21 protein-coding genes are annotated in these 26,215 nt (G+C 69.1%); 13 read left to right on the top strand and 8 right to left on the bottom strand.

The genetic code is table 11. From position 1 onward, the window contains the following. Positions 1-39: 39 nt before the first annotated feature. On the top strand, positions 40-300 hold the full coding sequence (locus C7H75_RS08340; protein WP_005514402.1) for a GlsB/YeaQ/YmgE family stress response membrane protein: 261 nt from the start codon (positions 40-42) through the stop codon (positions 298-300). 89 nt (positions 301-389) lie between these two features. Here C7H75_RS08340 and C7H75_RS08335 read toward each other — a convergent pair whose 3' ends face one another. From C7H75_RS08335 to C7H75_RS08310, 6 genes are all read right to left on the bottom strand, one after another. Further along, complete coding sequence (locus C7H75_RS08335) at positions 390-1,358, bottom strand: adenosine deaminase (RefSeq protein WP_013415426.1); 969 nt, start codon at positions 1,356-1,358, stop codon at positions 390-392. A 5-nt stretch (positions 1,359-1,363) separates the two neighbouring features. Continuing rightward, a complete protein-coding gene (locus tag C7H75_RS08330) occupies positions 1,364-2,125 on the bottom strand; it encodes a crotonase/enoyl-CoA hydratase family protein (protein WP_005514407.1) in 762 nt (253 codons plus the stop codon). Beyond that, the gene (locus C7H75_RS08325; protein WP_106851199.1) at positions 2,115-3,620 is read right to left on the bottom strand and encodes a class I adenylate-forming enzyme family protein; all 1,506 of its coding nucleotides are present in this window, start codon (positions 3,618-3,620) and stop codon (positions 2,115-2,117) included. Before C7H75_RS08325 ends, C7H75_RS08330 begins: the two co-directional genes overlap by 11 nt. Positions 3,621-3,705: 85 nt before the next feature. After that, positions 3,706-4,524, bottom strand: coding sequence for an enoyl-CoA hydratase/isomerase family protein (locus C7H75_RS08320; protein WP_106851999.1), 819 nt, complete (start codon positions 4,522-4,524; stop codon positions 3,706-3,708). A gap of 22 nt (positions 4,525-4,546) precedes the next feature. Then, entirely contained in the window at positions 4,547-5,428 is an 882-nt protein-coding gene (locus C7H75_RS08315) for an alpha/beta fold hydrolase (RefSeq protein ID WP_013415422.1), read from the bottom strand. A gap of 117 nt (positions 5,429-5,545) precedes the next feature. After that, on the bottom strand, positions 5,546-7,909 hold the full coding sequence (locus C7H75_RS08310) for an ATP-binding protein (protein ID WP_106851198.1): 2,364 nt from the start codon (positions 7,907-7,909) through the stop codon (positions 5,546-5,548). A 94-nt stretch (positions 7,910-8,003) separates the two neighbouring features. Here C7H75_RS08310 and C7H75_RS08305 point away from each other — a divergent pair, with 94 nt between their 5' ends. Together C7H75_RS08305 and C7H75_RS08300 are read left to right on the top strand one after the other, a co-directional pair. After that, a complete protein-coding gene (locus tag C7H75_RS08305) occupies positions 8,004-8,708 on the top strand; it encodes a GNAT family N-acetyltransferase (protein WP_041674058.1) in 705 nt (234 codons plus the stop codon). 29 nt (positions 8,709-8,737) lie between these two features. Further along, on the top strand, positions 8,738-9,808 hold the full coding sequence (locus C7H75_RS08300; RefSeq protein WP_106851197.1) for a glutathione S-transferase family protein: 1,071 nt from the start codon (positions 8,738-8,740) through the stop codon (positions 9,806-9,808). A gap of 7 nt (positions 9,809-9,815) precedes the next feature. On the opposite strand, the gene C7H75_RS08295 is transcribed toward C7H75_RS08300, so the two are convergent. Beyond that, positions 9,816-10,202, bottom strand: a complete 387-nt coding sequence (locus C7H75_RS08295) for a VOC family protein (RefSeq protein ID WP_037085474.1) — start codon at positions 10,200-10,202, stop codon at positions 9,816-9,818. A gap of 180 nt (positions 10,203-10,382) precedes the next feature. Between C7H75_RS08295 and C7H75_RS08290 the strand changes: the two genes are divergently transcribed. The 8 genes from C7H75_RS08290 (at position 10,383) to C7H75_RS08255 (ending at position 22,905) form a co-directional block, all read left to right on the top strand. Next, positions 10,383-11,102 (top strand): hypothetical protein, encoded by a 720-nt coding sequence (locus C7H75_RS08290; protein WP_081185663.1) that lies wholly within the window; start codon positions 10,383-10,385, stop codon positions 11,100-11,102. Between the two features lie 34 nt (positions 11,103-11,136). After that, a complete protein-coding gene (locus C7H75_RS08285) occupies positions 11,137-11,955 on the top strand; it encodes an alpha/beta fold hydrolase (RefSeq protein ID WP_233281880.1) in 819 nt (272 codons plus the stop codon). A 30-nt stretch (positions 11,956-11,985) separates the two neighbouring features. Then, positions 11,986-12,384, top strand: a complete 399-nt coding sequence (locus C7H75_RS08280; protein ID WP_139791987.1) for a DUF6153 family protein — start codon at positions 11,986-11,988, stop codon at positions 12,382-12,384. Between the two features lie 83 nt (positions 12,385-12,467). Further along, positions 12,468-13,184: a DUF305 domain-containing protein gene (locus C7H75_RS08275; RefSeq protein ID WP_064078683.1), complete on the top strand. Its 717-nt coding sequence runs from the start codon at positions 12,468-12,470 to the stop codon at positions 13,182-13,184. Positions 13,185-13,319: 135 nt separating this feature from the next. Beyond that, positions 13,320-14,363 carry an ABC transporter ATP-binding protein gene (locus tag C7H75_RS08270; protein ID WP_175271445.1) on the top strand — a complete coding sequence of 348 codons (1,044 nt, stop codon included), beginning with the start codon at positions 13,320-13,322 and terminating at the stop codon, positions 14,361-14,363. Continuing rightward, positions 14,360-15,124, top strand: a complete 765-nt coding sequence (locus tag C7H75_RS08265; protein WP_081122843.1) for an ABC-2 transporter permease family protein — start codon at positions 14,360-14,362, stop codon at positions 15,122-15,124. The genes C7H75_RS08270 and C7H75_RS08265 overlap by 4 nt, the downstream gene beginning before the upstream one ends. A gap of 73 nt (positions 15,125-15,197) precedes the next feature. After that, complete coding sequence (locus tag C7H75_RS08260) at positions 15,198-19,022, top strand: ABC transporter ATP-binding protein (protein ID WP_106851196.1); 3,825 nt, start codon at positions 15,198-15,200, stop codon at positions 19,020-19,022. A 112-nt stretch (positions 19,023-19,134) separates the two neighbouring features. Beyond that, positions 19,135-22,905: a multifunctional oxoglutarate decarboxylase/oxoglutarate dehydrogenase thiamine pyrophosphate-binding subunit/dihydrolipoyllysine-residue succinyltransferase subunit gene (locus C7H75_RS08255; RefSeq protein ID WP_013415411.1), complete on the top strand. Its 3,771-nt coding sequence runs from the start codon at positions 19,135-19,137 to the stop codon at positions 22,903-22,905. A 210-nt stretch (positions 22,906-23,115) separates the two neighbouring features. On the opposite strand, the gene C7H75_RS08250 is transcribed toward C7H75_RS08255, so the two are convergent. Further along, complete coding sequence (locus tag C7H75_RS08250) at positions 23,116-23,727, bottom strand: TetR/AcrR family transcriptional regulator (RefSeq protein ID WP_005514426.1); 612 nt, start codon at positions 23,725-23,727, stop codon at positions 23,116-23,118. A 71-nt stretch (positions 23,728-23,798) separates the two neighbouring features. Between C7H75_RS08250 and C7H75_RS08245 the strand changes: the two genes are divergently transcribed. Both C7H75_RS08245 and C7H75_RS08240 read left to right on the top strand, forming a co-directional pair. Continuing rightward, positions 23,799-25,385 carry a flavin-containing monooxygenase gene (locus C7H75_RS08245; RefSeq protein WP_005514427.1) on the top strand — a complete coding sequence of 529 codons (1,587 nt, stop codon included), beginning with the start codon at positions 23,799-23,801 and terminating at the stop codon, positions 25,383-25,385. After that, positions 25,382-26,212 carry an SDR family NAD(P)-dependent oxidoreductase gene (locus C7H75_RS08240; RefSeq protein ID WP_013415409.1) on the top strand — a complete coding sequence of 277 codons (831 nt, stop codon included), beginning with the start codon at positions 25,382-25,384 and terminating at the stop codon, positions 26,210-26,212. The genes C7H75_RS08245 and C7H75_RS08240 overlap by 4 nt, the downstream gene beginning before the upstream one ends. Positions 26,213-26,215: the final 3 nt, after the last annotated feature.

The following is a 26,215-nucleotide window of genomic DNA, read 5'->3' as shown; positions in this document are numbered from 1 at the left end:
CGGACCGGCCCGGACCGCCCTCATCTCGAAAGGACCGCCATGCTCTCTCTCGGAATCATCGGTTGGATCATCATCGGCGGTCTCGCCGGCTGGATCGGCAGCAAGGTCATGAAGACCGACGAACAGATGGGAATCATCCTCAACGTCGTCGTCGGCATCGTCGGTGGTCTCATCGGTGGCTTCATTCTCAGCGCGTTCCTCGACGTCGAGGGCGGCGGCTTGATCTTCAGCTTCTTCACGTGCCTGTTCGGCGCGATCATTCTGCTGTTCCTCGTCAAGCTGGTCACCGGTCGACGCTGACGGCCACGATCACGGAATGGGCCCGGCCACCTCGAGGTGGCCGGGCCCATTCGTCTGCGGAGACACCGACAGGCGTCGGCACCGCTCGGTCAGACGGCGAGCAGCTCCGCCTTTCTCGCATCACTCGCGAACGATGCCTCGATCGAGTTCCGCGCCAACGTCTCGACCTCGTCGTCCGTGAGGCCGATTCCGCGCCGAAGTTGAGCGAAGTTCTCGCCGACGTCTCCGCCGAAGTATGCCGGGTCGTCGGAGTTGACGGTGACGCGCAGACCGGCCCGGAGCATCGTCCGCAGCGGATGGTCGTCGATCGTATCCACCACGCGCAGGCGCACGTTGGACAGCGGGCACACCGTCAACGGAATCTCCTCGTCCACCAGACGCGCTACCAGGGCCGGGTCCTCGAGACAGCGCACGCCGTGATCGATCCGCTCGGCGCCGAGCAGATCGAGCGCCTGCCAGATGTACTCGGGTGGCCCCTCCTCCCCCGCATGCGCCACCACGTGCAGGCCCTCGGCCCGCGCCCGTGCGAACACGTCCTCGAACAGCGTCGGCGGATAGCCGACCTCCGCCGAATCGAGGCCCACACCGAGTAGCGGCGCTCGCAGGCGCAGCAGTTCCCCGAGCGTCTCCTCGGCGTCGTGCACCGGCTGGTCTCGGAGGAAGGCCGCGAGCAGACCGCTGCTCACTCCGAATTCGCGCTCGCTCGAGTCGAGCGCATCGAGCAGGCCGTCGAGCACCTCCTGGAGGGGGACACCGCGACTGACGTGCGCCTGTGGGTCGAAGAAGATCTCCGCGTGCCGCACCCCGGCCGCCGCGGCGCGGCGCAGGTAGTCGCGGGTGAGGTCGGCGAAATCCTCCGCGGTCCGCAGCACCGCCATGTTGGCGTAGTACAGATCGAGGAAAGACTGCAGGTCGGTGAACTCGTAGCGCGACTCGAGGTCGGCCAGCCCGCTGTAGGGAAGATGCATGCGGTTGCGCTCGGCCAGCGTGAAGATCAGCTCCGGCCCCAGCGCACCCTCGATGTGCATGTGCAGCTCCGCGAAAGGTGTCACGCCCACGATCGTCAACGCCCCTTCCACACGGGTGCGCGCTTCTCCGCGAAGGCGGTGGCACCCTCGCGCGCGTCCTCGGAACCGAAGACCGGCCCGATCACCTCGAGCTGCCGGGCGAACGCCTCGTCGGCGGCCCACTCGCCGGATCGGACGAGTACCTCCTTCGTCTTCGCGACGGCGAGTGGCCCGTTGGCGGTGATCCGGTCCGCCAACGCGAGGGCGCCGGCGAGTGCACCGCCGGGTTCGGTCAGCGTGTTGACGAAACCGTATGCGGCGGCCTCCTCGGCGGTGAACGGGTCGCCGGTGAGCGCGTACTCCATCGCCTTCTGATACGGAATCCTCTGAGGCAGACGCAGGAGCCCTCCCGCACCGGCGGCCAACCCGCGCTTGACCTCGGGGATACCGAAACGGGCCTCACGCGAGGCCACCACCAAGTCGGTGGCGAGCACCAACTCGGTACCGCCCGCGAGCGCGTAGCCCTCGACCGCCGAGATGATCGGCTTGCGCGGCGGCGACTCCGTGAAGCCGAGCCCCCGGCCCGGAGCCACGATGTTCTCACCGGCTACGAACGCCTTGAGATCCATACCGGCGCAGAAGTTTCCGCCCGCTCCCGTGAGGATCGCGAGCGACAGACCGTCGTCCTCGTCCAGCTCGTCGACCGCCGCCGCCAGGCCCCGGCTGACCGCACCGTTGATCGCGTTGCGGGCCTGCGGGCGATTGATCGTGATGACCAGCACCCGCCCCCGGCGCTCGAGGAGAACCTCATCCGACATCTGCGTTTCCCTTCGTCGTGGAACACGAATTCTCCAACCACGCGCGCACCGACGGCCGATCGACCCGTCCGGTCGATCCTCGCGGCAGGTGCCGCACACGCGCACACAGCCGAGGCGGCAGACGGTGCCCGACGAGGTACTCCCGGACCGCGTCGAGATCGAGCGCGACGCCCGGTGCCGGCACCACCGCGACCGCGAGGTCGGGTCCCCGTGGCGTCGACACTCCGACCACGACGGCCTCCTCGATTCCCGGGAAGTCCAGCAGGACAGCCTCCATCTCACGGCTGTAGACCACCCCACGCGGGATCTCGACTGCATCCGCCGCCCGACCGACGAGCCGGACCTCGCCACCCCTGCCCATCCGTACGACGTCGCCGGTGTGCAGCCATCCCCCGGCGATCGTGCGCGCTGTGGCTGCGGGGTCGCCCCAGTACCCACGCATCACGCTCGGCCCCCGGCACCACAACTCGCCGATCCCGTCCTCCGAGCCGGCGACCGCGAACTCCATTCCCCCGTGCGGCGATTCGGGGCGATCGGCACCCGAACTCATCTGGACCACGAGCCCGGCACCGCCGGTCTCGGTCATCCCCCAGCCCGAGACGACGTCCGCGGCGGGAAAACGCTCGCGCAACAGGCGCAGGGTGGCCCCGGACAGCAACTCGTCGTCGTGGGCCAGGACCCGTAGCCGCCCGAAACGGGCCGAGGAGACGCGTGCCACCTCCCGGCACAACGGAGCGGGAGCCGAAAGACGTTCGATGCCTTCGCTTTCGATCGCGTACAGCACGCTGTCGGCGTCGAACTCGGGAGCGAGAACGACGGTGCCGCCAGCCACCAGGGTCGGCAGCAACTGCGCGACACACGCGGCCGCCGAACTGAGCGGCAACGCCACCGCGTGCCGGACCCCGTCCGCCCCGCCGGCCCACGAACCGATCACCGCCTCGACGGTGGACAGAACGTTCTCGTGGCTCAGTTCGACGCCCTTGGGGGCTCCGGTCGTCCCGCCGGTGTAGAACAGCAGCGCCGTGTCGGGGGGCGACGCGCCGTCGTCGATGAAGGGTGTGCCGCTGGGGAGTTCACCGTCGAGCACCAGCAGACAGCCGCTGTCCGCGAGAACGTGCCGGAGCTGCCGGGTCCCGTGTCCCGGGTGCACCGGCACCGGCACACCGCCGGCGAGCAGCACTCCCAGGAAGGCCTGCACCCATCGCACGCCGTTCGGCATCCGGACCCCGACCCGGTCACCGATGCCGACTCCCTGCTCGAGCAGACCGCCGGCGACTCGGGACGCCGACGTCCACAACTGCGCGTAGGTGAGCCGCGGTCCGCCGCCCGCCTCGACGACGGCCTCGCGCCCGCCGTACCGGTGCGCGGAGATGTCCAGCAGTTCGGTGAGGCACGGCGTCAGCCCGGTGTAGTGGAGCAGGCCGTCGGCACGGCGCACCATGCGGCCGCCGAGCGACGGGTCCGCGACGGCCGGATACTCGAGCAGCGACGCCATTGCCACCTCCACCGAGTCGGTTTGGCCCCGACTATATGACCCGCGTCACAGAAGTGGCGAGCGAACCACGCGGCACCGGCCGGCCTCACCGGCCGGTGTAGGTCGCGTGCCCGGGTCCTACGTCGAGGAAACTACGGACCGCCCGGCGCAGGTCGTCGGTGTCGAACAGTTCGCCCGACACCTCCGGAGTGACCGAATCCGCGTGCGTCACACCGCCCGCCCTCCAGGCGGCGACGATCTTCTTGGTCGCGGCGTGGGCACGGGTCGGGCCGTTCGCGAGTCGCTCGACGAGTGCTCGCGATTGCGCGTCGACGTCCTCGTGCACGTAGTTCACGACACCCCACTCACGCAGGGTGGGTGCGTCGTACAGGTCGGCGGTCATCACCAGTTCCCGGGCCCGGCCGGAGCCGGCCCGTTCGGCCAGCCGCTGCGGGCCACCCATCGACGGAGTGAGGGCGACAACCGTCTCCACCAGCCCGAACCGGGCCTTCGGTCCGGCGACGCCGATGTCGCACGCGAGCGCGATCTCGAATGCCGCGGTGAGCGTGAGCCCGTGCGCCGCGAACACCACAGGGCACGGCAGCGCCTCGATCGGATGGCAGATGCGCGCGAACAACGACTCCCACAGCTCGCTTCCCTGCTCCGGCGTCAACCCGTCGAACACGTGGACGTCGACACCCCCGGAGACCACCTTCCCCTCCGCCCGCAGCAGCACTGCCCGCGGCGGATGCGCCGTGAGGTCTGCGATGTCGGCGACGACGGCGTCGAACATCGCCTGGTCGAAGAGATTCAGTGGCCCGTTGTCCAGGGTGAGCACGGCGACCTCGGCGCCACCGGCAGTGGCGACGCGTTCGAGTCGGGTGGGACGGACACTTCCGGACGCCTGCGCGGATGACTCGGTCATCGCCCCAGCGTCGCACAGGCCGTCAGGCCGCGGCACTCGTCGTCGACAGCAGGACGCTGCCCATCGCCCGGCCGAAGCCGTCCGGGTCCCCGATCAACCAGCCGTGGCAGCCGGCGACCCGGTGCACGTGCGGCTCTCGCAGCGCAGTTCGCAACGACTCGAAACTTGCGCGGGGAATGAAGGTGTCACCACTGCTCCACACCAGTGTGGCCGGTACGCCGCGGTCGACGACCTGCTCGGCTTCGGCACGCAGATCCGCGGACCGGGCCAGTTCCCCGATCCGCCACAGCGCGGCCGGATCCCGTACCGCGTTGCGCAGGCTGGCGCCCGCGATGGACGCGATCGCCGACCCCGGGGTTCCCGTGAGGACCGCGTCGGCGAGCGCGGACGCACCCCACCGCCACAGCGGCCGGTGCCGGATCTCGCGGACGGTGCCGCTCGGGGACCACGCGCCGCCGCCGACGGAGTTGACGAGCACGAGTTGCGACACCCGGTCGACGCGCGCGTGGGCGGACGCCAGCGCCACGCCGCCGCCGAACGAATGACCGACCACCGGGACGGGTTCGTCGATGCCGACCGCGTCGAGGAAGCGGGCGACCCAGTGGCCGTAACCCGCGAAACCGTGCTCGCGGTGCGGCAGGGCGCCGGTGCCACCGAAGCCGGGCAGCGCGGGTGCGTACACGCGCACGCCGACGGCGGCCAACCGCTCCACGGCAGCGGCGTAGGTGCGCGGCGCCAGCCCGAATCCGTGCAGGAACAGCACCGGAGTACCCGACCCCGCGATCCCGTACGGCACGGTGCGCCCGTCGACCGGCACGTCGCGCCAGCGGAGGCGGGGCCGGACCTCGGGCACGACTGCGGCGGCCGGGTCGATCGAACGATGGACGGGCGGCTGGTGATGCAAGGCGGCACCTCGACTTCCGGTATGCGTTGCATCACACGTTTCCGGCCGCCCGCGGATACCGGGACGGTGGATCTACCCGTTTCGGCTACCTGTTTCCGGCTCGGGCGCCATCGCGGATCACGCCCGGTTCCGCTCCGCCACCCATGCCGCGATCTGGGTGCGGGATCCGAAGCCCAACTTGGCGAGCACCCGCTCGACATGCCCCTCCGCGGTGCGCTGCGAGATCACCAGGGTCTCGGCGATCTCCCGGTTCGTCATGCCCTGCGCGACCAGATCGGCGACCTGCCGTTCCCTCCGGGTGAGGCCCGGCGACTCCTCCGCGGGCACCACGATCCGCATGGGGGCCGTCGGGGCGTCCATCTCGCCTCGGGTCAACCCCGAACTGTCGCTCCGGTGCAGCGCGTAGTCCGTGGCGTCGGCGAACTCCAGTGCGGCCCCGCGAGCGAGTGCGCCCTCGAACGCGCGCTCACCGAGCAGCGCGCGGGAGCGGCGACGGCACTCCTCGTGGAACATCAGCATGGTCGGTATCAGCACCGGGGGTACCCCCATCGTCTGCCGGAGGGACTGTGCGGCGCCGGAGAGCACTGCCGCCCGGTCGCCGTCCCGCGCCTGGGCCGCCTCCCAGGCCAGCGCCTCGATACACCCCGCGCCCGCGAACCGGTCGTCCACCAGGACGGCCAGCGTCAGCGCCTCGGTGAACAGTGAGCTCGCACGTTCGTATTCGCCCTGCCGCCACAGGCTCAGTCCCAGGAGGAACATCGCCCGCGCGCGGTACTCCGACTCTCCACGCGAACGGGTGATGGCGAGCACTTCCTCGAGGCAGGCCCGTGCGACGCCGACGTCCCCGCTCATACCGGTCACCAAGCCCAGTCCCAGCAGCGCCCAGATGAGCCCGTGCGGATCCGGCAGGCTCCGCATGGGCCCGACCGCACGCTCGAAGAACCCGATCGACTCGGCCAACTCGCCCCGGTACAGCGCCTGACGCCCCCGGGCATGCGCGACGAGGGCGTCCACGACGGGATCACCGATCACCACCGCGAGCTGCCCGGCCTCGGCGACCAGCGCCGCTCCCGCCGTGAAGTCCTCCTGCATGCCCGCGAGTTGGCTGGCGAAGCACAGAGCCGAGATCCGCGCCCGGCCCGGACCGGCATCCGACTCGTCGAGCGCCCGTGCGAACCAGTGCCGTCCCTCGCCGAGCATCCCGCGGCAGAACCAGAAGGGGTACAGGGCGTTCGCCATCCGCACCGCGTACTCGCCCGAGCCGGGCTCGGTCACGCCGAATTCGAGGGCGTCGCGCAGGTTCGCCCGCTCCCGGGTCAGTCGAGCGATCCGCTCCGGCTGCTCGGGGCCCACCCACTTCGCGTGCGAACCCTCGGCGAATCCTAGGTACCAGTCCCGGTGCCGCGTCCGACACTCCCGGCACAGGCCCGACTCCTCGAGCTTCTCCTGCCCGTAGTCGCGCAACGTCTCGAGCATGCCGTAGCGCACACCGGCCGCCGACTTCTCCACCGTGAGGATGGACTTGTCGACCAACGAGGCCACCAGGTCGACCATGTTGCCCGCACCACCTCGATCGGCGCAGATGCTCTCCACGGCGTCGAGTTCGAATCCTCCCGAGAACACCGACAGCCTGGCCCACAATCGCTGTTCCTCCCGGGTGCAGAGGTCGTAGCTCCAGTCGACGCTCAGGCGCAGGGTCTGCTGCCGCGTCGGCGCCACGCGGCTCCCCGCAGTGAGGATGCGATAGCGGTCGGTCAAACGTTCGAGAATCTGGTCGAGCGAGAGCGCCCGAAGCCGCGCCGCAGCCAGTTCGATCGGCAGCGGCAGCCCGTCCAGTCGGTGACAGATCCGGACCACCGTCTCCCGGTTGTCGTCCGTGACCGCGAAATCCGGGACGGCCGCGCGGGCGCGTTCCTCGAACAGCGTCACCGACTCGTATCCGGGCAACGCCTCGAGGCTCGGTGGCCGGTCGGGATCCGGCACCGCCAGCGGGGGAACGCGCAGGACGGCCTCACCGCCTACCCCGAGCGGCTCCCGGCTCGTTGCGACGACCCGAACCCCCGGGCACTCCCGCAGCAGTTCGTCGACGAGCTTCGCAGCCGCGTCCAACAGGTGTTCGCAGTTGTCGAGGACGATCAGGGCGTTCCGGCTCGTCAGGTGTTCCGCCAGCAGGTGGGACGGCGACTGCGCAGCCTGGTCGTGCAGTCCGAACGCCGCCGCGACCGTGTCGGGCACCAGACCCGGATCGTGCAGATCCGCGAGTTCGACGAACCACGCACCGTCCGGGAAGTCGCGCCGCACATCCTCGGCCACCCGCAGCGCCAATCGCGTCTTGCCGACTCCGCCGATTCCGATGAGTGTCACCAGCCGCGACTCGGCGAGCAACCTCTTGGCACCGGTGACATCGCGCCGCCTACCGACGAAGGTCGTCAACGTGGAGGGGAGGTTTCCCAGCCCCGTGCTACGTGCGGTGGGCGACATGAGCACTCACGCTCCCTCGATCCGCCTTGCTGATTCGACGGTACGCCGATCGGCGCCGGATCAGTGGTCCGCGGCAGGCACTACCGTTGTTCGCGTGGACGGCCATCAGATCGACATCATCCGGCTGGCGTGGGCCCGGGAACTGGGGCTTCCGGACCGCGCCCTCGGCGAGCCCGGCACCCGCCACGTGCGGGTCGACGAGACGACGGACCGGATCCGGTTCGTCACGGTCTCGGGTGCGAGTGCGCTCGTGGGTCCGGACTGGGCGGTGGAACGGGCACGGCTGCACGACGACGACGAACTGGTCCACGGCGGCGGGCTGCTCGCCCTCGCGAAGGACCACGCCGGACGCTGTTCGGGTCCCGTGGAACTGGGCTGGGCGGCCGACTTCGGCAAGAGCATCGCGGTCGACGAGCCGCTCGTCTCGCACGAGCGCGAGCACGTCGTCGCGCTCCAGAGTCTGTGCCCACCGGACGACGTCGCCGAAGCCGGCCTCACCGGCAAGTCCACGTGGTACACGATCGTCGACGACGATCACCGCCCCCTCGCGTCCGCCGGTTACACGGAATGGCAGGGCATCGTCGCCGACATGGGCGCACTGACGGCCCCGTTCGCGCGGCGCCGCGGGCTGGGGATGACCGCGGCGCAGCTGGCCACCAACGACGCCCTCGATGCCGGCCTGATCCCGCAGTGGCGCGCCCACCGCGACAACGTCGCGTCCCGGCGGCTGGCGGCCCGGCTGGGCTACGAAGAACTCGGAACCCACCTGTCGATCGCGGTCACCCCCAGTACCGTGTGAGAAGGACCGACACACGGAGCTGATGCGCGATGAGTGACGACGGGGACGACCGCACGGACAGCACGTCCGAGACGGGAGCGGGCGCCGATTTCGTGGAGCCCGGCAAGGAATTCACGCGCGACACCCGCTACATCACCACCCGGATCACCGCCGACGGCCGGGACGGCTATCCCGTAGAGCCCGGGCGGTACCGGTTGATCGTGGCCCGCGCGTGCCCGTGGGCCAATCGCGCGATCATCGTCCGCCGCCTGCTGGGCCTGGAAGATGTTCTGTCCATGGGCATCTGCGGTCCCACGCACGACGAGCGGAGCTGGACGTTCGACCTCGATCCGGGCGGTGTCGATCCCGTGCTGCGGATCCCCCGACTGCAGGACGCCTACTTCGCCCGCTTCCCCGACTACCCGCGCGGCATCACCGTGCCGGCGATGGTGGAGATCTCCACCGGGCAGGTGGTCACCAACGACTTCGCCCAGATCACTCTCGACCTGTCGACCGAGTGGAAACAGTTCCATCGCGAGGGCGCCCCCGACCTGTATCCCGAAGATCTGCGCACCGAGATCGACGAGGTGTCCGATCTGGTGTTCCACGACGTCAACAACGGGGTGTACCGCTGCGGCTTCGCCGGCTCACAGGACGCCTACGACGCCGCCTACGACCCACTCTTCGCCCGACTCGACTGGCTCACCGAACGCCTGTCGACACAGCGCTTCCTGGTGGGCGACACCATCACCGAGGCCGACGTCCGGCTGTTCACGACGCTCGCCCGATTCGACGCCGTGTACCACGGACATTTCAAGTGCAACCGCAGCAAGCTGTCGGAGATGCCTGTGCTGTGGAACTATGCGCGAGATCTGTTCCAGACGCCCGGGTTCGGTGACACCATCGACTTCACCCAGATCAAGCAGCACTACTACATCGTGCACCGCGACATCAATCCGACGCAGATCGTGCCGAAGGGTCCGGACCTGTCGCACTGGCTCGAACCGCACGGCCGCGAAGCGCTGGGCGGACGCCCCTTCGGGAACGGCACCGCGCCACATCCTCCGCGGCCGGAAGAGGTTGTGCCCCCGTCGCACTGGGCCACCGAACGGCACGAGTGAGCGCGGTTCACTCACCGGTGTAGGTGCCGAAACTCCAGTACACGCCCTCCGGATCGCGGCACGTGAATCCGCGCGAGCCGTAGTCCTCGTCGCGCAGACCGTCGACGACGGAGGCGCCTGCATCCACCGCCCGCAGGTACAGCCCGTCCGGGTCGTCCGTAACGAGGTACACCGCCCCGACGCCGCTGGGCAACTCGCCGAGCACGGAGTCCTCACGCGGGGAGCCGAGCATCACGCCCCCGCCGCCCGGCCACACCAACTCGGCGTGGTCGACGCGGCTGCCCTCGCCGTACACCGCCTTCTCCTCGAAACCGAACGCCTCGACGAGGAACACGATCGCCGCACGGGCGTCCGCGTATCGCAGGGCGGGCCAGACCCGGGTCGCACCGGACATGTCGAACACCTGCTCTCGGCTCGGCGTCACGGACCGGTCCAGCCTATCCGCGCCACCACCACCCGAGCGGGGAATTCGGCGGTCGTCTCGCCCGTTTCCATATAGTTGGCTGACGACCGCCCGGACCGCCGACACCGGAAACCGATGTGAGGACCGACGATGGCCGATAAGCAGAGCCGAATGGAGTCGACGATCGTCTCCGTCCTGGACAACGCGAGCCGACTGCAGGCCCCAGCGGTCGCGAAGTACGTCGAACGCGTGCGGCGCGCCCACCCCGATGAGACGCCCGCGCAGATCGTCGCGCGCATGGAGAAGATGTTCCTGAGGGCCGTCACCGGCAGCGGCAGCGCGGTCGGGGCCACCGCTGCGGTTCCCGCGGTGGGCACGGTGGCGTCGATCGCCGCGGTCGGCGCCGAGACCGCATTCTTCCTCGAGGCCTCGGCACTGCTCACGCTCGCGATCGCGTCCGTTCACGGCATCTCCCCCGTCGACCACCAGCAACGTCGCGCCCTCGTCCTGGCCGTGGCGCTGGGCGAATCCGGAATGGAGATCGTCGAGAAGGCCACCGGAATCACCGCGACCAACTGGGCGCGACTCGTCACCGGCCGGATTCCGTCCGGGACGATGAAGACGATGAACACCTCCCTGGTCCGCAAGTTCGTGACCAAGTACGCCGCCAAGCGCAGTGCCCTGGTCCTCGGCAAACTCCTGCCGGCGGGTGTCGGCGCCGTCATCGGTGGTGCGGGAAACCGCGCGATCGGACGTGGTGTGATCGACAATGCTCGTGAGGCTTTCGGACCGGCACCGGTGCTGTGGCACGACCGGGCCGGTCTGTCGGGCGAGGCGCGACTGCACGTGGTCGAGCCTCCCGACAGTGAGACCCGCGCCATCCGGCGCTGAGGACCGGGGCCGGACGAGGAAAGGTAGGGCGCCCGTGCGTTCCGAGACTCCTGACCCACCCCACGTCCTGGCCGTCGGCGCCGGGGACCGCACCGTGGTGCTCGTCCACGGGTACTCCGACCACGGCGGCACGTGGCAGAAGGTGATCCCGACGCTCGCCGAGCGATATCGGGTGCTCGCGGTGGACCTGCCCGGTTTCGGGCGCAGCTCCGGGTACTGGCGCGAACCGCTCATCGACGGCTACGTGGAGGCCCTCGCCGATCTCGTCGCCGACGAACCGGAGCCCGTGAGCGTGATCGGCAACTCGCTCGGATCGGTGACGGCACTCGCCTTCGCTTCGCAGCGGCCGGACCTCGTCGCGAACGTCGTGCTGTCGGACATGCCCGGCGTCACCGGAATCCCGCGCACGTGGACGCGGGGCACCCAGCTGCGGCTCGACAGGATCACCCGGCTGCTCACCGCACCGCTGCCCGACCGCTACCTACAACAGATGATGGGCGCCGTCTATGCGGGCCTGGCGCTGCGTCATCCGCTCCGCGCCGACGCGGCCGTCCGCGCCGGATACAGCGAGCACTACGCGACGCGGCAACAGGTCTCGAACCTGCTCGCGATCGGCACCGTCGTCATCCGCGAGATCGCGGATCTCCCGATTCCCCGGATGCTCGACGAGCTGACCGTGCCCGCACTCCTGCTGTGGGGCGAGAACGACCTCCTCACCCCCGCCAAGGCCGCGCGCCGGGTGACCGTCACCCCGGACCGCGCCGTCGCCGTCATCCCGAGTTGCGGGCATTGTCCGCACCTGGACTGCCCCAGCGAGTTCCTCGCGGAGGTGTTGCCCTTTCTGGCCCGGTGACCGACCCTTCCGGTCGGTACAGTCGAAGGCATGCCCGGCCAGCTTCGAGTGACGTTCGCTCGACTCGTGGCCCTCTGCGCGCTCACCCTCGGTGTTCTCGCGATGCATCACGTGACGACGGGCACGCTCGCGGAGCCGACCGCCTCCAGCCACCACGGGCCGGGACATGACGGCCACCCCGCACCGGACCCGAGCGGTGCGCCCGACGACACCGACCACGCCCCGGATCACGGGGCCTTCCACCTCTGCCTCGCAGTGCTCGTCGCGGCGACTCTCACCCTCGCGATCTGGTTGCTCCTGCGGACCGCCCGGGCCCGGCGCATCCGCCTGCCCCGAGCAGCGGGACCTGCAGGCCGCGCCGGCCGCGGGCCACCGTTCGCCCCCACCACGTCGGCGTTCCTGTCGTCGCTCTGCATCCTGCGGGTGTGACAGGGCCACTGCGGCGCGGCTTCTCCGCCGTTCCGGCCGCAGTCCGGACCTCGATCACCGAATACGTGAGGAAAGTACGAATCATGAACAGCAAGCGCATGCTCGTCGCCGTCGGATCCGCAGCAGCGGTCGTCGCACTCGTCGCCGGATGCACCAGCGACGAATCCGACGACAACGCGACCACCAGCGCCACCACGAGCGCCTCGGTCAGCGCGTCCGGCACCGCCGAACAGGGCGGCCCGCACAACGACGCGGACGTGGAGTACGTCCAGATGATGATCCCGCATCACGAACAGGCCGTCGAAATGGCCGAGCTGGTCCCGAGCCGCACCGGGAATCCCGACATCATCGCGTTGGCCGACCAGATCGAGAAGGCCCAGGGCCCCGAGATCGAGCAGATGGAGGGCTGGCTGAAGGCGTGGGGCGCACCGGAGCCGAGCAAGGCCGAGGCCCCCGGCGTCACCAGCGACGGCATGGATCACGACGGCATGGAGGGTGACGGGACGTCGATGCCCATGACGTCGATGCCCATGACGTCGATGAACTCGATGCCCGGCATGGAGGGCGGCGGCCACGGCATGATGTCCGCCGAGCAGATGCAGGCACTCGAGAACGCGAAGGACGCCGAGTTCGACAAGATGTGGCTCGAGCTGATGATCGCCCACCATCAGGGCGCGGTCGCCAGTTCCGAGCAGATCCTGCAGACCGGTGAGAGCGAGCAGGTGCGCCAACTGGCGCAGCAGATCGTGTCCTCTCAGCAGGCGGAGATCGCGCAGATGGAAGCCCTGCTGAACAAGTAGGTCCGCGCCCGTCGGGATGTCGGGTGCCCGGCTCGTCCTTCGACGCCGGGCACCCGTCGTCCGAACCGGTCGGTACCCTCGTCGGGATTCGATCGCCACCGGTCGACACGAGGGGGGACATTCGTGAGTGTGCAGATGGGACCGCCGGCCGCGATCGAAGCGCGCGGGCTGTCCAAACAGTTCAAGACCGTACGGGCCGTGACCGACCTGAGTTTCACCGTCCCGCTCGGGTCGATCACGGGATTCCTCGGTCCCAACGGTTCCGGAAAGACGACGACCCTCCGGATGCTGCTGGGCCTCGTCCGTCCGACCGGCGGCGACTCTCGCATCCTCGGGGTTCCGTTCCACACCATCGAGGAGCCCGCGCGTGCCGTCGGGGTCGTCCTGGACTCGCGCGGCCTGCATCCCGCCCGCACGGCGCTCGACCACCTCCGCGTGTACGCGTCGGCCATCGGTGTCCCGGACGGACGCGCCGCTCAGATGCTGCACCTCGTCGGCCTGACCGAGGCCGCCGACCGTAAGGCCGGCACGTTCTCGCTCGGCATGCGTCAACGGCTGACCATCGCCACAGCCATGCTCGGCGACCCGCAGATACTCGTCCTCGACGAGCCGTCGAACGGCCTCGACCCCGAGGGCATCGCGTGGCTGCGCGACTTCCTGATCGGTTTCGCGCGATCCGGACGCACCGTGCTCGTCTCCAGCCACCTGCTCCGGGAGGTCGAGCAGATGGTGAGCCATGTCGTGATCGTCAGCCGCGGCACGCTCGTCCACCAGGGATCGATGGACGCGCTGCGGGCCGCTCACCGGGCCCGCCTGCTGGTGTCGTGCTCGGATCCGGCCCGCCTCGCGACCGCACTGGCTGCGACCGGCGTCGTCGACATCCAGCACCTCGCGGACGGCCGCATCGCGATCGGCGGAGCCGATCCCGCCACTGTCGGCCATGTCGCTGCGGAAGCGGACGTCACCGTGTTCGGTGCGGTCACCGAACACGTGGACCTCGAGCAGGTGTTCCTGGCCATGACGTCCGGGCAGTACGCCGCCGCACCGGGCTCCGGGTTCGCGCCGGGCTACGGACCGCCGCCACCGGGCTACGGCGCCCCTCCCGCATACCCGCAGGCCCCGATACCGCCACCGGTCCAGCCGTGGTTCGGTCCCACGAACGGCGGTGGACCGCGATGAACCGACTGCTCACCGCCGAGTTCCGCAAGATCACCACCCTGCGTCTGTGGTGGGCGCTCGGGCTGGCTCCGCTCCTGATCGGCCTGCTCTCCGGCGCGATCAGTGTGCCGTTCGTGTCGGCACTCGCGCAGGAGACCGAGTCCGACGAGCTCGCGATCGCCGTCGCTGCAATCGGCCTGTTCGTCGCGCTCGGTTCGGTGTTCCTGTTCGCGGCGCTCTTCGGCGCGCTCAACGCCGGTGCCGAATACCGGCACAACACGTTCGCCGGCACCTTCCTCACCGCCCGCGGCCGCGACCGGGTCGTCGCCGCCAAGCTCCTCGCGACGGCCGCCGTCGGACTCCTCTACTGCCTGGTCGTCGAAGTCGTCAGCGTGCCGCTGCTGCTCGCCTTCGCACCCGACGACTTCCGGGTCGATTCCACGATCGTCGGCGTGCTCCTGATCGGACTGGTCGCGTCCACGCTGTGGACGTTGCTCGGTGCCGGACTGGCGCTGGCGACGGCGTCGTCGATCGGCAGCGCCGTCGGCATCGTGGCCTGGTACGTGGTCGGCGAAGGGACAGTGCGTCTCGTGCTGTCCGGACTCGGACTGGGCACCGTCGCCCAGTGGCTACCAGGATCGGTGACGCTCACCGCTTTCGCCGCTGTCGTCGACGACAGCATCACACCCGGTTGGCCGCAGTGCCTGGTCGCGTTGGCACTCTGGGCGGCGGCGTCGTGCGGACTCGGATGGTGGGCCACCCGGCGCCGCGACATCACCTGATCCGGTATCGCCCGATCCGGGGCCTCGGCGCCCCCGACATGACTGTCGGGGGACCGGACTACCGTTGATCGGGATGGCAACACAGGATGCGACACCGGTCACCGACATTCGCCGCGGCTGGATACGACGACTCGCCGCGGAGTGCTTCAGCCACCGGAGGACCGCCGTGGGCGCGCTCGCGGTGACGGCGGTGGCGGCGCTCATCGACATCGTGTTCCCGCTGCTCACGAAGGTCGCGGTCGATGCGGCGTCGGGCGGCGAATCCTCCGCCACCCGTGTCATCGCGGGCATCGCCGCGCTCATCGCGCTCCTCGGCCTCGTCCGGTTCGGATGCCAGTACGGGCGACGAATGCTCGCGGGACGGCTGTCCCTCGACGTGCAGCACGACCTGCGACTGGGCCTGCTCGGCTCCCTGCAGCGGCTCGACGGCCGCGGCCAGGACCAAATCCGCACCGGCCAGGTGGTGTCGCGGTCGATCACCGACCTGCAACTCGTCCAGGGGCTGCTCGCGATGGTGCCCATGTCGGCGGGCGTGGTGCTGCAGTTCGTCCTCGCGCTGGTGATCATGGCGTGGCTCTCGCCGCTGCTGACCCTCGTTGCGCTCGTGGTGGTGCCCGCGGTCGCCCTCGTCGTGTACCTGGTGCGGCCCACACTGTTCGCGGCCACGTGGTCCGCCCAGCAGCGCGCCGCCGACCTCGCCCAGCACGTCGAGGAGACCGTGACCGGTGTGCGGGTGGTCAAGGGCTTCGGACAGGAATCCCGGGCGGTGGATCAGCTCGAGGGCCTCGGACGCACGCTGTACGCCGAGCGTCTGCGAGCCGCCCGGATCAACGCTCGGTTCGCGCCGTCGATGGCAGCGATCCCCCAGCTCGGCCTCGTCGGTGTCGTGGCGCTCGGCGGGTACCTGGCCCTGCACGACCGGATCACCGTCGGCACGTTCCTCGCGTTCGCCGCATACGTCGCCACCATGACGGCCGCGACCCGCACACTGTCGCAGGTCGTGATCATGGCGCAGCTGTCGCGGGCCGCGGTCGAGCGGGTGTACGAAGTCATCGACACCGAACCCGAGGTGTCGGATCCACCGCACCCGATCGACCTTCCGGACGGCCCGCTCGGCGTCCGGCTCCGTGACGTCGGTTTCGGCTTCGACGCCGACCGAGCCGTCCTGTCCGGCCTCGACCTGACCATCGCGCCCGGCGAATCCGTCGCTGTCGTCGGCCCGGCCGGATCCGGCAAGACCGCACTGTCGCTGCTGCTCCCCCGCTTCTACACCCCGAGTGCCGGAACCGTCGCGCTCACCGCCGACGGCCGAGAGTTCGACGTCGCCGACGTGCGCGCCGACCAGCTTCGCGAGGCCGTCGGTCTGGTGTTCGACGAGCCGTTCCTGTTCTCGGACACCATCGCGGCCAACATCGCGCTCGGACGCCCGGACGCGAGCGCCGAAGAGATCCGGGCCGCCGCGAAACTCGCCCAGGCCGACGAGTTCGTCTCCGCGCTCGCCGACGGATACGACACCGTCGTGGGCGAGCGGGGTCTCACCCTGTCGGGCGGTCAGCGCCAGCGCGTCGCGCTCGCCCGCGCGCTGCTCGTCGACCCGCGCGTCCTGATCCTCGACGACGCGACGTCCGCGGTGGACGCCACCACGGAGGCCGTCATCTTCGACGCCATCCGCAGCGGACGGGAGCGGACGACGCTCATCCTGGCGCACCGGCGGTCCACGCTCACGCTCGCCGATCGCGTCGCGGTCCTGGACGAGGGCCGGATCATCGACATCGGCACGGTCGACGAGCTCGACGAGCGGTGCCCGCTGTTCCGTGCGCTGCTCGCGTCCCCGGATCCGACCGACACCACCGAGGACGCCGCTCCCGTCGCCACCGCGCCGGACCCCACCGAGGCCCGGCTGTGGCCGGACGTCGAGGACGACGACGGCGAGTACGCAACCGGCGACGGCATCCCGGCCCGACCGGGCCACGGGCACGGCGGTGGCGGCGGACACATGAGCGGCGCACTCGGCGGGGTGGCGGCGACACCGGAGTTGCGGCGTGCGGTCGATGCACTGCCGCCCGCCGACGAGGACCCCGAGACCGACACGCGCAAGCTGCGTCGCGACGACCCCGAGTTCCGGTTGAGCCGGCTGCTGCGTCCGGTGCGGTGGATCCTCGCCGGCGTCGTCGTGTGCCTGGCGCTGGACTCGCTGATCGGCATCACCTTCCCGGCGATCGTCCGGTACGCGATCGACCACGGCATCGTCCCGGGCGATTCGGGACCGCTCTGGGCGGCCGCGGCTCTCGGCACGGTGCTGGCCCTGGTCGGTTGGCTCGTCGTCGCGGTCCTCACGGTCATCACGGCCCGGGCCGGCGAGCGGGTGCTGTTCGGGCTGCGCGTGCGCAGCTACGCCCACCTGCAGCGGCTGGGCCTGGACTACTACGAGCGCGAGCTGTCCGGTCGGATCATGACGCGGATGACGACCGACGTCGATGCGCTGTCGTCGTTCATCCAAACAGGCCTGTCCACGGCCGTGGTGTCGCTGTTGACCCTGGTCGGGATCGCGGTCGCGCTGCTCGTCACCGACGCCACCCTGGCTCTCGTCGCGCTGGCCGCGCTCGTGCCGTTGACGATCGCGACCGTCGTCTTCCGTCGCGTCTCCAGCACCGCGTACTCGGTGTCGCGGGAGCGTATCTCCCTCGTCAACGCCGAGTTCCAGGAGAACGTCGCCGGCCTCCGCGCCGCACAGGCGTACCGCCGCGAGGAGTTCACCGCACAGCGGTTCGCCGAGCGCGCGGACAGCTACCGCCGCAGCCGGATGCGCTCGCAGCGGGCGATCTCGGTGTACTTCCCGTTCATCACGCTGCTGTCCGACCTGGCGCTGGCCGCGGTCGTGTTCGTGGGCGCGCAGCGGGTGGCCGACGGGTCCGCGACCGCCGGCACGCTCGTCGCGTTCGTGCTGTACCTCGGGCTGCTGTTCGGACCGATCCAGCAGCTCTCCCAGGTGTTCGACGGCTACCAGCAGGCCGACGTGGGCCTGCGCCGGATCGGGGATCTGCTCGCCACCCCCAGTTCGATCGAGACAGCCGGCGCCGAGCACACCGTCCCGATCAGCGGCCACCTGCGCGGCGACGTGACCTTCGACGACGTCAGTTTCCGGTATCAGGGCGCCGAGTCCGACGCGCTCAGCGACGTCTCACTGCACATTCCGCCCGGCACCACCGTCGCGCTCGTCGGGCGTACCGGCGCGGGCAAGTCGACCGTCGTCAAGCTCCTCGCCCGCTTCTACGACCCGACGACGGGCTCGGTGCGGGTGGATTCCGAGGACCTGCGCCGCTATCCCCTGCACGACTATCGGCGTCGCCTCGGGGTCGTGCCGCAGGAGGCACACCTGTTCACCGGTACCGTCGCGAGCAACATCGCGTACGGGCGGCCGGAGGCGAGCCGCGCCGAGATCGAGGCGGCCGCACGTGCGGTGGGCGCGTTGCCGACGATCGCGGCGCTCCGCGGCGGCATGAATCAACCGATCGGTGAGCGGGGCCAAGGTCTGTCCGCCGGGCAGCGTCAGTTGATCGCGCTGGCACGCGCCGAGATGGTCGATCCGGACGTGTTGTTGCTCGACGAGGCGACCGCGACCCTCGACCCCGCGACCGAGCGGCTCGTCCTCGAATCGAACCGCATGGTCACCCGGAAACGCACGTCAGTGGTGGTCGCGCACCGACTGGCGACCGCCGCCCGCGCCGATCTCGTCGTGGTGGTGGACGGCGGCCGGATCGTCGAAAGCGGTGCTCACAGCGCACTTCGTCATGCGGGTGGTCACTACACGCGACTGTGTGATGCGGCAGCGCGCGAACAGGGGAATAATCGGTCGGCGAGAACCGTCTTCGATGGTGACCCCATCGCAACAGTGTGAGACAGCCGACACGCGGCGGACCGGATGGCCGAGCCCGACGCGCGGAGGCTAGCCTCATGTGTATAGGCGCTCTGATCGGGTACCGAAGAAAGAAACGAGGCGAACACCTGCCGTGAGCAGCAGCTCTACTTCCCAGTTCGGACAGAACCAGTGGTTGGTTGACGAGATGTACCAACGCTTCCAGGATGATCCCTCATCCGTGGACGCGAGTTGGCACGAGTTTCTGACGGATTACTCGCCCGACGCGGCGAATGCCGCCGGGAACGGTGAGGCGCTCAACGGCGCCGGTGATGTCGCCACCAAGGCCGCGAACGGGGCCACCGCCCCCGCACCGGCTGCTGCAGCTCCCGCCGCACCGGCACCCGCTGCGCCCCCGGCCGCGCCTGCCGCTCCGGCACCCAAGCCCGCCGCCGCCCCGGCGCCCAAGGCTGCGGCACCGAAGGCCCCGGCCCCGAAGGCTGCGGCACCCAAGCCCGCCGCGGCTGCTCCCGCGGAGACCTCCACGCAGGACACCAACCAGGTCCTGCGCGGTGCGGCCGCCACCGTGGCCCGCAACATGTCCGCCTCGCTGACCATCCCGACGGCCACCAGTGTTCGCGCCGTCCCGGCCAAGTTGATGTTCGACAACCGCATCGTCATCAACAACCACCTCGCCCGTACCCGTGGCGGCAAGGTCTCCTTCACCCACATCCTCGGCTACGCGATCGTGCAGGCGGTCAAGTCGTTCCCGAACATGAACCGGCACTTCGCCGAGATCGACGGCAAGCCGAACGTCGTCACCCCGGCGAGCACCAACCTGGGTCTGGCCATCGACCTGCCGGGCAAGAACGGCAGCCGTTCGCTGGTCGTCGCAGCCATCAAGGGCTGCGAGTCGATGAACTTCGTGCAGTTCTACGGCGCCTACGAGGACATCGTCCGGCGTGCGCGCGACGGCAAGCTCACTGCCGAGGACTTCTCCGGTGTCACGATCTCGCTGACCAACCCGGGCGGCATCGGCACCGTGCACTCCGTGCCGCGCCTGATGCAGGGCCAGGGCGCCATCATCGGCGCCGGCGCGATGGAGTACCCGGCCGAGTTCCAGGGTGCCAGCGACGAGCGCATCGCGGAGATGGGCGTCGGCAAGCTCATGACGCTGACCTCCACCTACGATCACCGGATCATCCAGGGCGCCGAGTCCGGCGACTTCCTGCGCACGATCCACAACCTGCTGATCAGCGACGAGTTCTACGACGAGGTCTTCCACTCGCTGCACATTCCTTACGAGCCGGTCCGCTGGCGCAAGGACGTGCCGGAGGGCGCCGTCGACAAGAGCACCCGCGTGCTCGAGATGATCGCCGCGTACCGCAACCGTGGCCACCTGATGGCCGACACGGATCCGCTGCAGTTCGTCAAGGACAAGTTCCGCAGCCACCCGGACCTCGACGTCACGAGCCACGGCCTGACGCTGTGGGACCTCGATCGCGAGTTCAACGTCGGTGGTTTCCACGGCAAGTCGCGGATGAAGCTGCGCGACGTCCTGTCGATCCTGCGCGACGCGTACGCCCGCCACATCGGCGTCGAGTACACGCACATCCTCGAGCCGGAGCAGCAGGCATGGCTGCAGGAGCGCGTCGAGGCTCCGCACGTCAAGCCGACGGTGGCGCAGCAGAAGTACATCCTGAGCAAGCTCAACGCCGCCGAGGCGTTCGAGACGTTCCTGCAGACCAAGTACGTCGGCCAGAAGCGCTTCTCGCTCGAGGGTGCCGAGTCCGTCATCCCGATGATGGACGCGATCATCGACCAGGCAGCCGAGCACAAGCTCGACGAGGTTGTCATCGGCATGCCGCACCGTGGTCGCCTGAACGTCCTGGCGAACATCGTCGGCAAGCCCTACTCGAAGATCTTCACCGAGTTCGAGGGCAACATGAACCCGGCGGCCGCGCACGGCTCCGGCGACGTGAAGTACCACCTGGGCGCCGAGGGCACCTACATCCAGATGTTCGGCGAGAACGACATCAAGGTCTCGCTCACCGCGAACCCGTCGCACCTGGAAGCGGTCGACCCGGTCCTCGAGGGCCTCGTCCGCGCGAAGCAGGACCTGCTGGACAAGGGCCAGGACGGCTTCACCGTCATGCCGCTGATGCTGCACGGTGACGCGGCGTTCGCCGGTCAGGGTGTCGTGGCCGAGACGCTGAACCTGGCGCTGCTGCGCGGCTACCGTACGGGCGGCACCGTGCACGTGGTCGTCAACAACCAGGTCGGCTTCACCACCGCCCCGGAGCACTCGCGTTCGTCCGAGTACTGCACCGACGTCGCGAAGATGATCGGCGCGCCGATCTTCCACGTCAACGGTGACGACCCCGAGGCCTGTGTCTGGGTTGCCCAGCTGGCCGTCGACTTCCGCGAGAAGTTCGGCAAGGACGTCGTCATCGACCTCATCTGCTACCGCCGTCGCGGTCACAACGAGGGCGACGACCCGTCGATGACGCAGCCGGCGATGTACGACCTGATCGACACCAAGCGCAGCGTTCGCAAGAGCTACACCGAGGCGCTGATCGGCCGCGGCGACATCTCGCTCAAGGAGGCCGAGGACGCGCTGCGCGACTACCAGGGCCAGCTGGAGCGGGTGTTCAACGAGGTTCGTGAGCTCGAGAAGTTCAAGCCGGAACCGTCGGAGTCGGTCGAGCTCGATCAGACCCCGCCTGCCCGCCTGACCACGGCTGTCGATGCCGCGACGCTCGCCCGTATCGGCGACGCGTTCGTCAACGTGCCCGACGGCTTCACGGTGCACCCGCGCGTCAAGCCGGTCATCGAGAAGCGCAAGGAGATGTCCCGCGAGGGCCACATCGACTGGGCGTTCGCCGAGCTCCTCGCGTTCGGTTCGCTGGCCGAGCAGGGCGCCCTGGTGCGCCTGGCCGGTCAGGACTCGCGCCGCGGCACGTTCACGCAGCGCCATTCGGTGCTCATCGACCGCAAGACCGGCGACGAGTACAACCCCATCGCGGAGCTCGCGACGGCAGCCGACAACGGCGGCAAGTTCATGGTGTACGACTCGGCGCTCACCGAGTTCGCGGGCCTGGGCTTCGAGTACGGCTACTCGGTCGGCAACCCCGACGCCCTCGTGCTGTGGGAGGCGCAGTTCGGCGACTTCGTCAACGGCGCGCAGACCATCATCGACGAGTTCATCTCGTCCGGTGAGGCCAAGTGGGGTCAGCTGTCCGACGTCGTGCTGCTGCTGCCGCACGGCCACGAGGGCCAGGGCCCGGACCACACGTCGGGCCGCATCGAGCGGTTCCTGCAGCTGTGCGCCGAGGGCTCGATGACGGTTGCCATGCCGTCGACCCCGGCCAGCTACTTCCACCTGCTGCGTCGTCACCACCTCGACGGCATCCGCCGTCCGCTCGTGGTGTTCACGCCGAAGTCGATGCTGCGCAACAAGGCTGCGGTCAGCAACCTCGAGGACTTCACCACCGGCAAGTTCCGGTCGGTGTTCGAGGAGCCGTCGTACGAGTCCGAGGGCGCCGACCGCTCCAAGGTCAAGCGCGTGCTGCTGACCTCGGGCAAGATCTACTGGGAGCTGCTCGCCAAGAAGCAGAAGGAGAACCGCGACGACGTCGCGATCGTCCGGATCGAGCAGCTGTATCCGATCCCGCGCCGCCGCATCGCGGAGACGCTGGACCGCTACCCGAACGTCAGCGAGTTCTTCTGGGTCCAGGAGGAGCCGGCGAACCAGGGTGCGTGGCCGTTCCTCGGCCTGGCTCTGCCGGAGCTGCTCCCCGAGCGGCTCGCGGGCATCAAGCGCGTCTCCCGTCGCGCGATGTCGGCACCGTCCTCCGGCTCGAGCAAGGTTCACGCCGTCGAGCAGCAGGAGATCATCGAGACCGCGTTCTCGCCGACGAAGTGATCCCGCTGATCGGCTGACCAGCCGAACACGACACTGGCCCGTCCACTTTCCGAGTGGGCGGGCCGGTGTCGTTCTCTGCCCCGTATCGGGCGTTCCCGCGATAAGTGCACAAAACGCGAGACCGAGCGGGCGCGCCCCCGCGATAAGTGCGCAAAACGCGAGACCGAGCCGGCGCGCCCCCGCGATAAGTGCGCAAAACGCGGGGCAGGGTCAGCCGCCGAGAAGGGCCTTCGCGGCGCCGGCGCTGAGGGCCACCGCGGGCAAGGCGGTGACAAGTAGTTCGATCAGTTCGTCCCGGGGGATTTCGGGTCCTCGCAGCCACGTGATCGTGGCCTCCTCGACGAACGCGATCCACCCCCGCACCGACAGGGCGATGCGGGCGTCGGGCTCGATTCCGAGACTCGGCAGTTGTTCGACGACGCGTCGCGCCATCTCGGCTCGGGTGCTCTCGAACACCTCGCGCATCGCCGGATCACCACTCGCGGTCCCCCGCAGCAGCGACACGTACGTGTCACGGTTCTCGGAGACGTAGTCGACGTACGCAGCCATGACGTCGCGCAGCATGTCGATGACCGGGAGCTCGAGGTTCGGCGCGGTGCGCGCCAGCATCTCGGCACTGGAGTGGCGCACGATGGCGACATGGAAGTCGTGCTTGGACGCGAAGTAATGGAACAGCAGACCACGGGACACGCCGGCCTGGTCGGCGATGTCCTCGACGGAGATCTGTTCGAGCGGCCGGTCGGCCAGCATCCGGACACCGAGGTCGATGAGCTGGGCACGCCGTTCCTCCGGGCTCAGGCGTACTCGTTTGACGGCATCCATGGACCACACCTTACTGAATTGCAGTCAGTAAGCTATTGACTGCTGATCAACAAGCTCCTACGCTCCCATACATGAGTCTTCCAGTCACAGATACTTCCGCCCGGGCCGCGTCCCCGCGCCAGGTCGACACCCTGATCATCGGCAGCGGCTTCGCAGGCCTCGGCGCTGCTATCAAGCTGGTCCAGGAGGGCAAGCACGACTTCCTGGTACTCGAGCGCGGCAACGACGTCGGCGGCACGTGGCGCGACAACACGTACCCGGGTGCCGCGTGCGACGTCCCGTCCCACCTGTACTCGTACTCGTTCGCACTCAATCCCGAGTGGACGCGTTCGTTCTCGCCGCAGCCGGAGATCCAGAACTACATCGCTTCGGTGGCTCGCAAGCACAACGTGCTCGACAAGCACATCTTCGGGTGCGAGGTGCAGTCCGCTCATTGGAACGCGGAGACTGCGCACTGGGATGTGCAGACGTCGAAGGGCAACTTCGTCGCGAAGATCGTCGTCGCCGCTGTCGGCGCCCTGTGCGAGCCGTCGCTGCCGGACATCGCGGGCATCGAGGGCTTCGAGGGCGAGATCTTCCACTCCGCGCAGTGGAATCACGACGCCGACCTGAACGGCAAGCGGATCGCGGTGATCGGCACCGGGGCGTCGGCCATCCAGATCGTGCCGCAGCTGGCGGCCAAGGCCGCGCAGCTCGACGTCTACCAGCGGACCGCGCCGTGGATCCTGCCGCGGGCCGACCGCGAGTACACCAAGGCCGAGCACCTTGCGTTCAAGTACATTCCGGGATTCCAGAAGCTGTGTCGCACCGGCATCTACTGGATGCGTGAGACTCAGGTGGTCGGTCTGGCGAAGGCGCCGATCTTCATGAAGCCGTTGCAGTTCGCTGCCGAACGGCACCTGCGCCGGCAGATCAAGGACCGGGAACTGCGCCGTAAGGTGACCCCGAACTTCCAGATCGGCTGCAAGCGCATGCTGATCTCCAACAACTACTACCCCGCCCTCGCGCAGCCGAACGTCGACGTCGTCACCGACGGCATCGCCGAGGTGCGCAAGAACTCCGTCGTCGACCGAAACGGGGTCGAGCGTGAGGTCGACGCGATCGTCGTCGCCACCGGCTTCCACGTCACCGACTCCCCCACGTTCGCCGGCATCTTCGGCAAGGACGGCCGGTCCCTCGCGCAGACGTTCGACGAGGGCGGCCAGCAGGGTTACAAGGGGTCGGCGATCGCGAACTTCCCCAACATGTTCTTCCTCGTCGGTCCCAACACCGGTCTGGGCCACAGCTCGATGGTCTTCATGATCGAGTCGCAGCTCAACTACGTGGTCGACGCGATCAAGGTGATCGAGCGCTACGACATCGGCACCATCGAGGTCCGCAAGGACGCGCAGGACGCGTACAACCGCGAACTGCAGGCCAAGCTCTCGAAGAGTGTGTGGAACAACGGCGGTTGCGCCAGTTGGTATCTCGACAAGCACGGCAACAACACCACGCTGTGGCCGGGCTTCACGTTCGAATTCCGCAACATGACCAAGCAGTTCGATCTCGGGGCGTACCGCAGCGTGACGACCGGCGATCTGCCGGCCACGACGACGGTCGCGGACCGCATCGACACCGAACTGACCGATCTCGACGACGACAAGGTGGCGGCACAGTGAGCGAGTTCGCAGGAAAGGTCTGCGTCATCACCGGCGCAGGCTCGGGAATCGGCCGGGCCCTCGCCCTGAACCTGGCCGGCCAGGGCGCGAAACTTGCGCTCTCCGACATGGATTCGGTGGGACTGGCCGAAACCGTTCGACAGGTGGAGGCACTCGGCGCCGACGTCAAGTCCGATCATCTCGATGTCACGCAGCGCGAGGCGGTGCTCTCCTACGCCGACGCCGTGGTGGCCCACTTCGGCAAGGTGAACCAGGTGTACAACAACGCCGGCATCGCCTTCCACGGCGAGGTGGAGCGCTCGGAGTTCAAGGACATCGAGCGGATCATGGACGTCGACTTCTGGGGAGTCGTCAACGGCACCAAGGCATTCCTGCCGCACGTCATCGCGTCGGGCGACGGGCACATCGTGAACGTCTCGAGCCTGTTCGGCCTGCTGTCCATTCCGGGTCAGAGTGCCTACAACGCCGCGAAGTTCGCGGTGCGTGGGTTCACCGAGTCGCTCCGGCAGGAGATGCTGATCGCGAAGCACCCGGTGAAGGTCACGTGTGTCCACCCCGGCGGTATCAAGACCGCGATCGCACGCAACGCCACGATGCCCGACGGTGACGACCAGGCGACGTTCGCGCAGTTCTTCGACAGGCGCCTCGCCCGCACGACACCCGAGGAGGCCGCGAAGACGATCACCACCGGTGTCCGTAAAGGCAAGCCGCGGGTGCTGATCGGTGCGGACGCGAAGTTCCTCGACGCGTGGGTGCGAATCGTCGGCCCGAGCTACCAGCGGGTGGTCGCGACGGTCACGTCCCGCGTGCTGCCCAAGTCGAAGTAGCGG

Origin of the sequence: Rhodococcus (subgen. Prescottella) equi, from assembly GCF_003013675.1 — a bacterium.
In the GTDB taxonomy this organism is placed as follows: Bacteria; Actinomycetota; Actinomycetes; order Mycobacteriales; family Mycobacteriaceae; genus Prescottella; species Prescottella equi.
The sequence above is the reverse complement of the archived record's forward strand: the minus strand, read 5'-3'. Positions and strand labels throughout refer to the sequence as shown.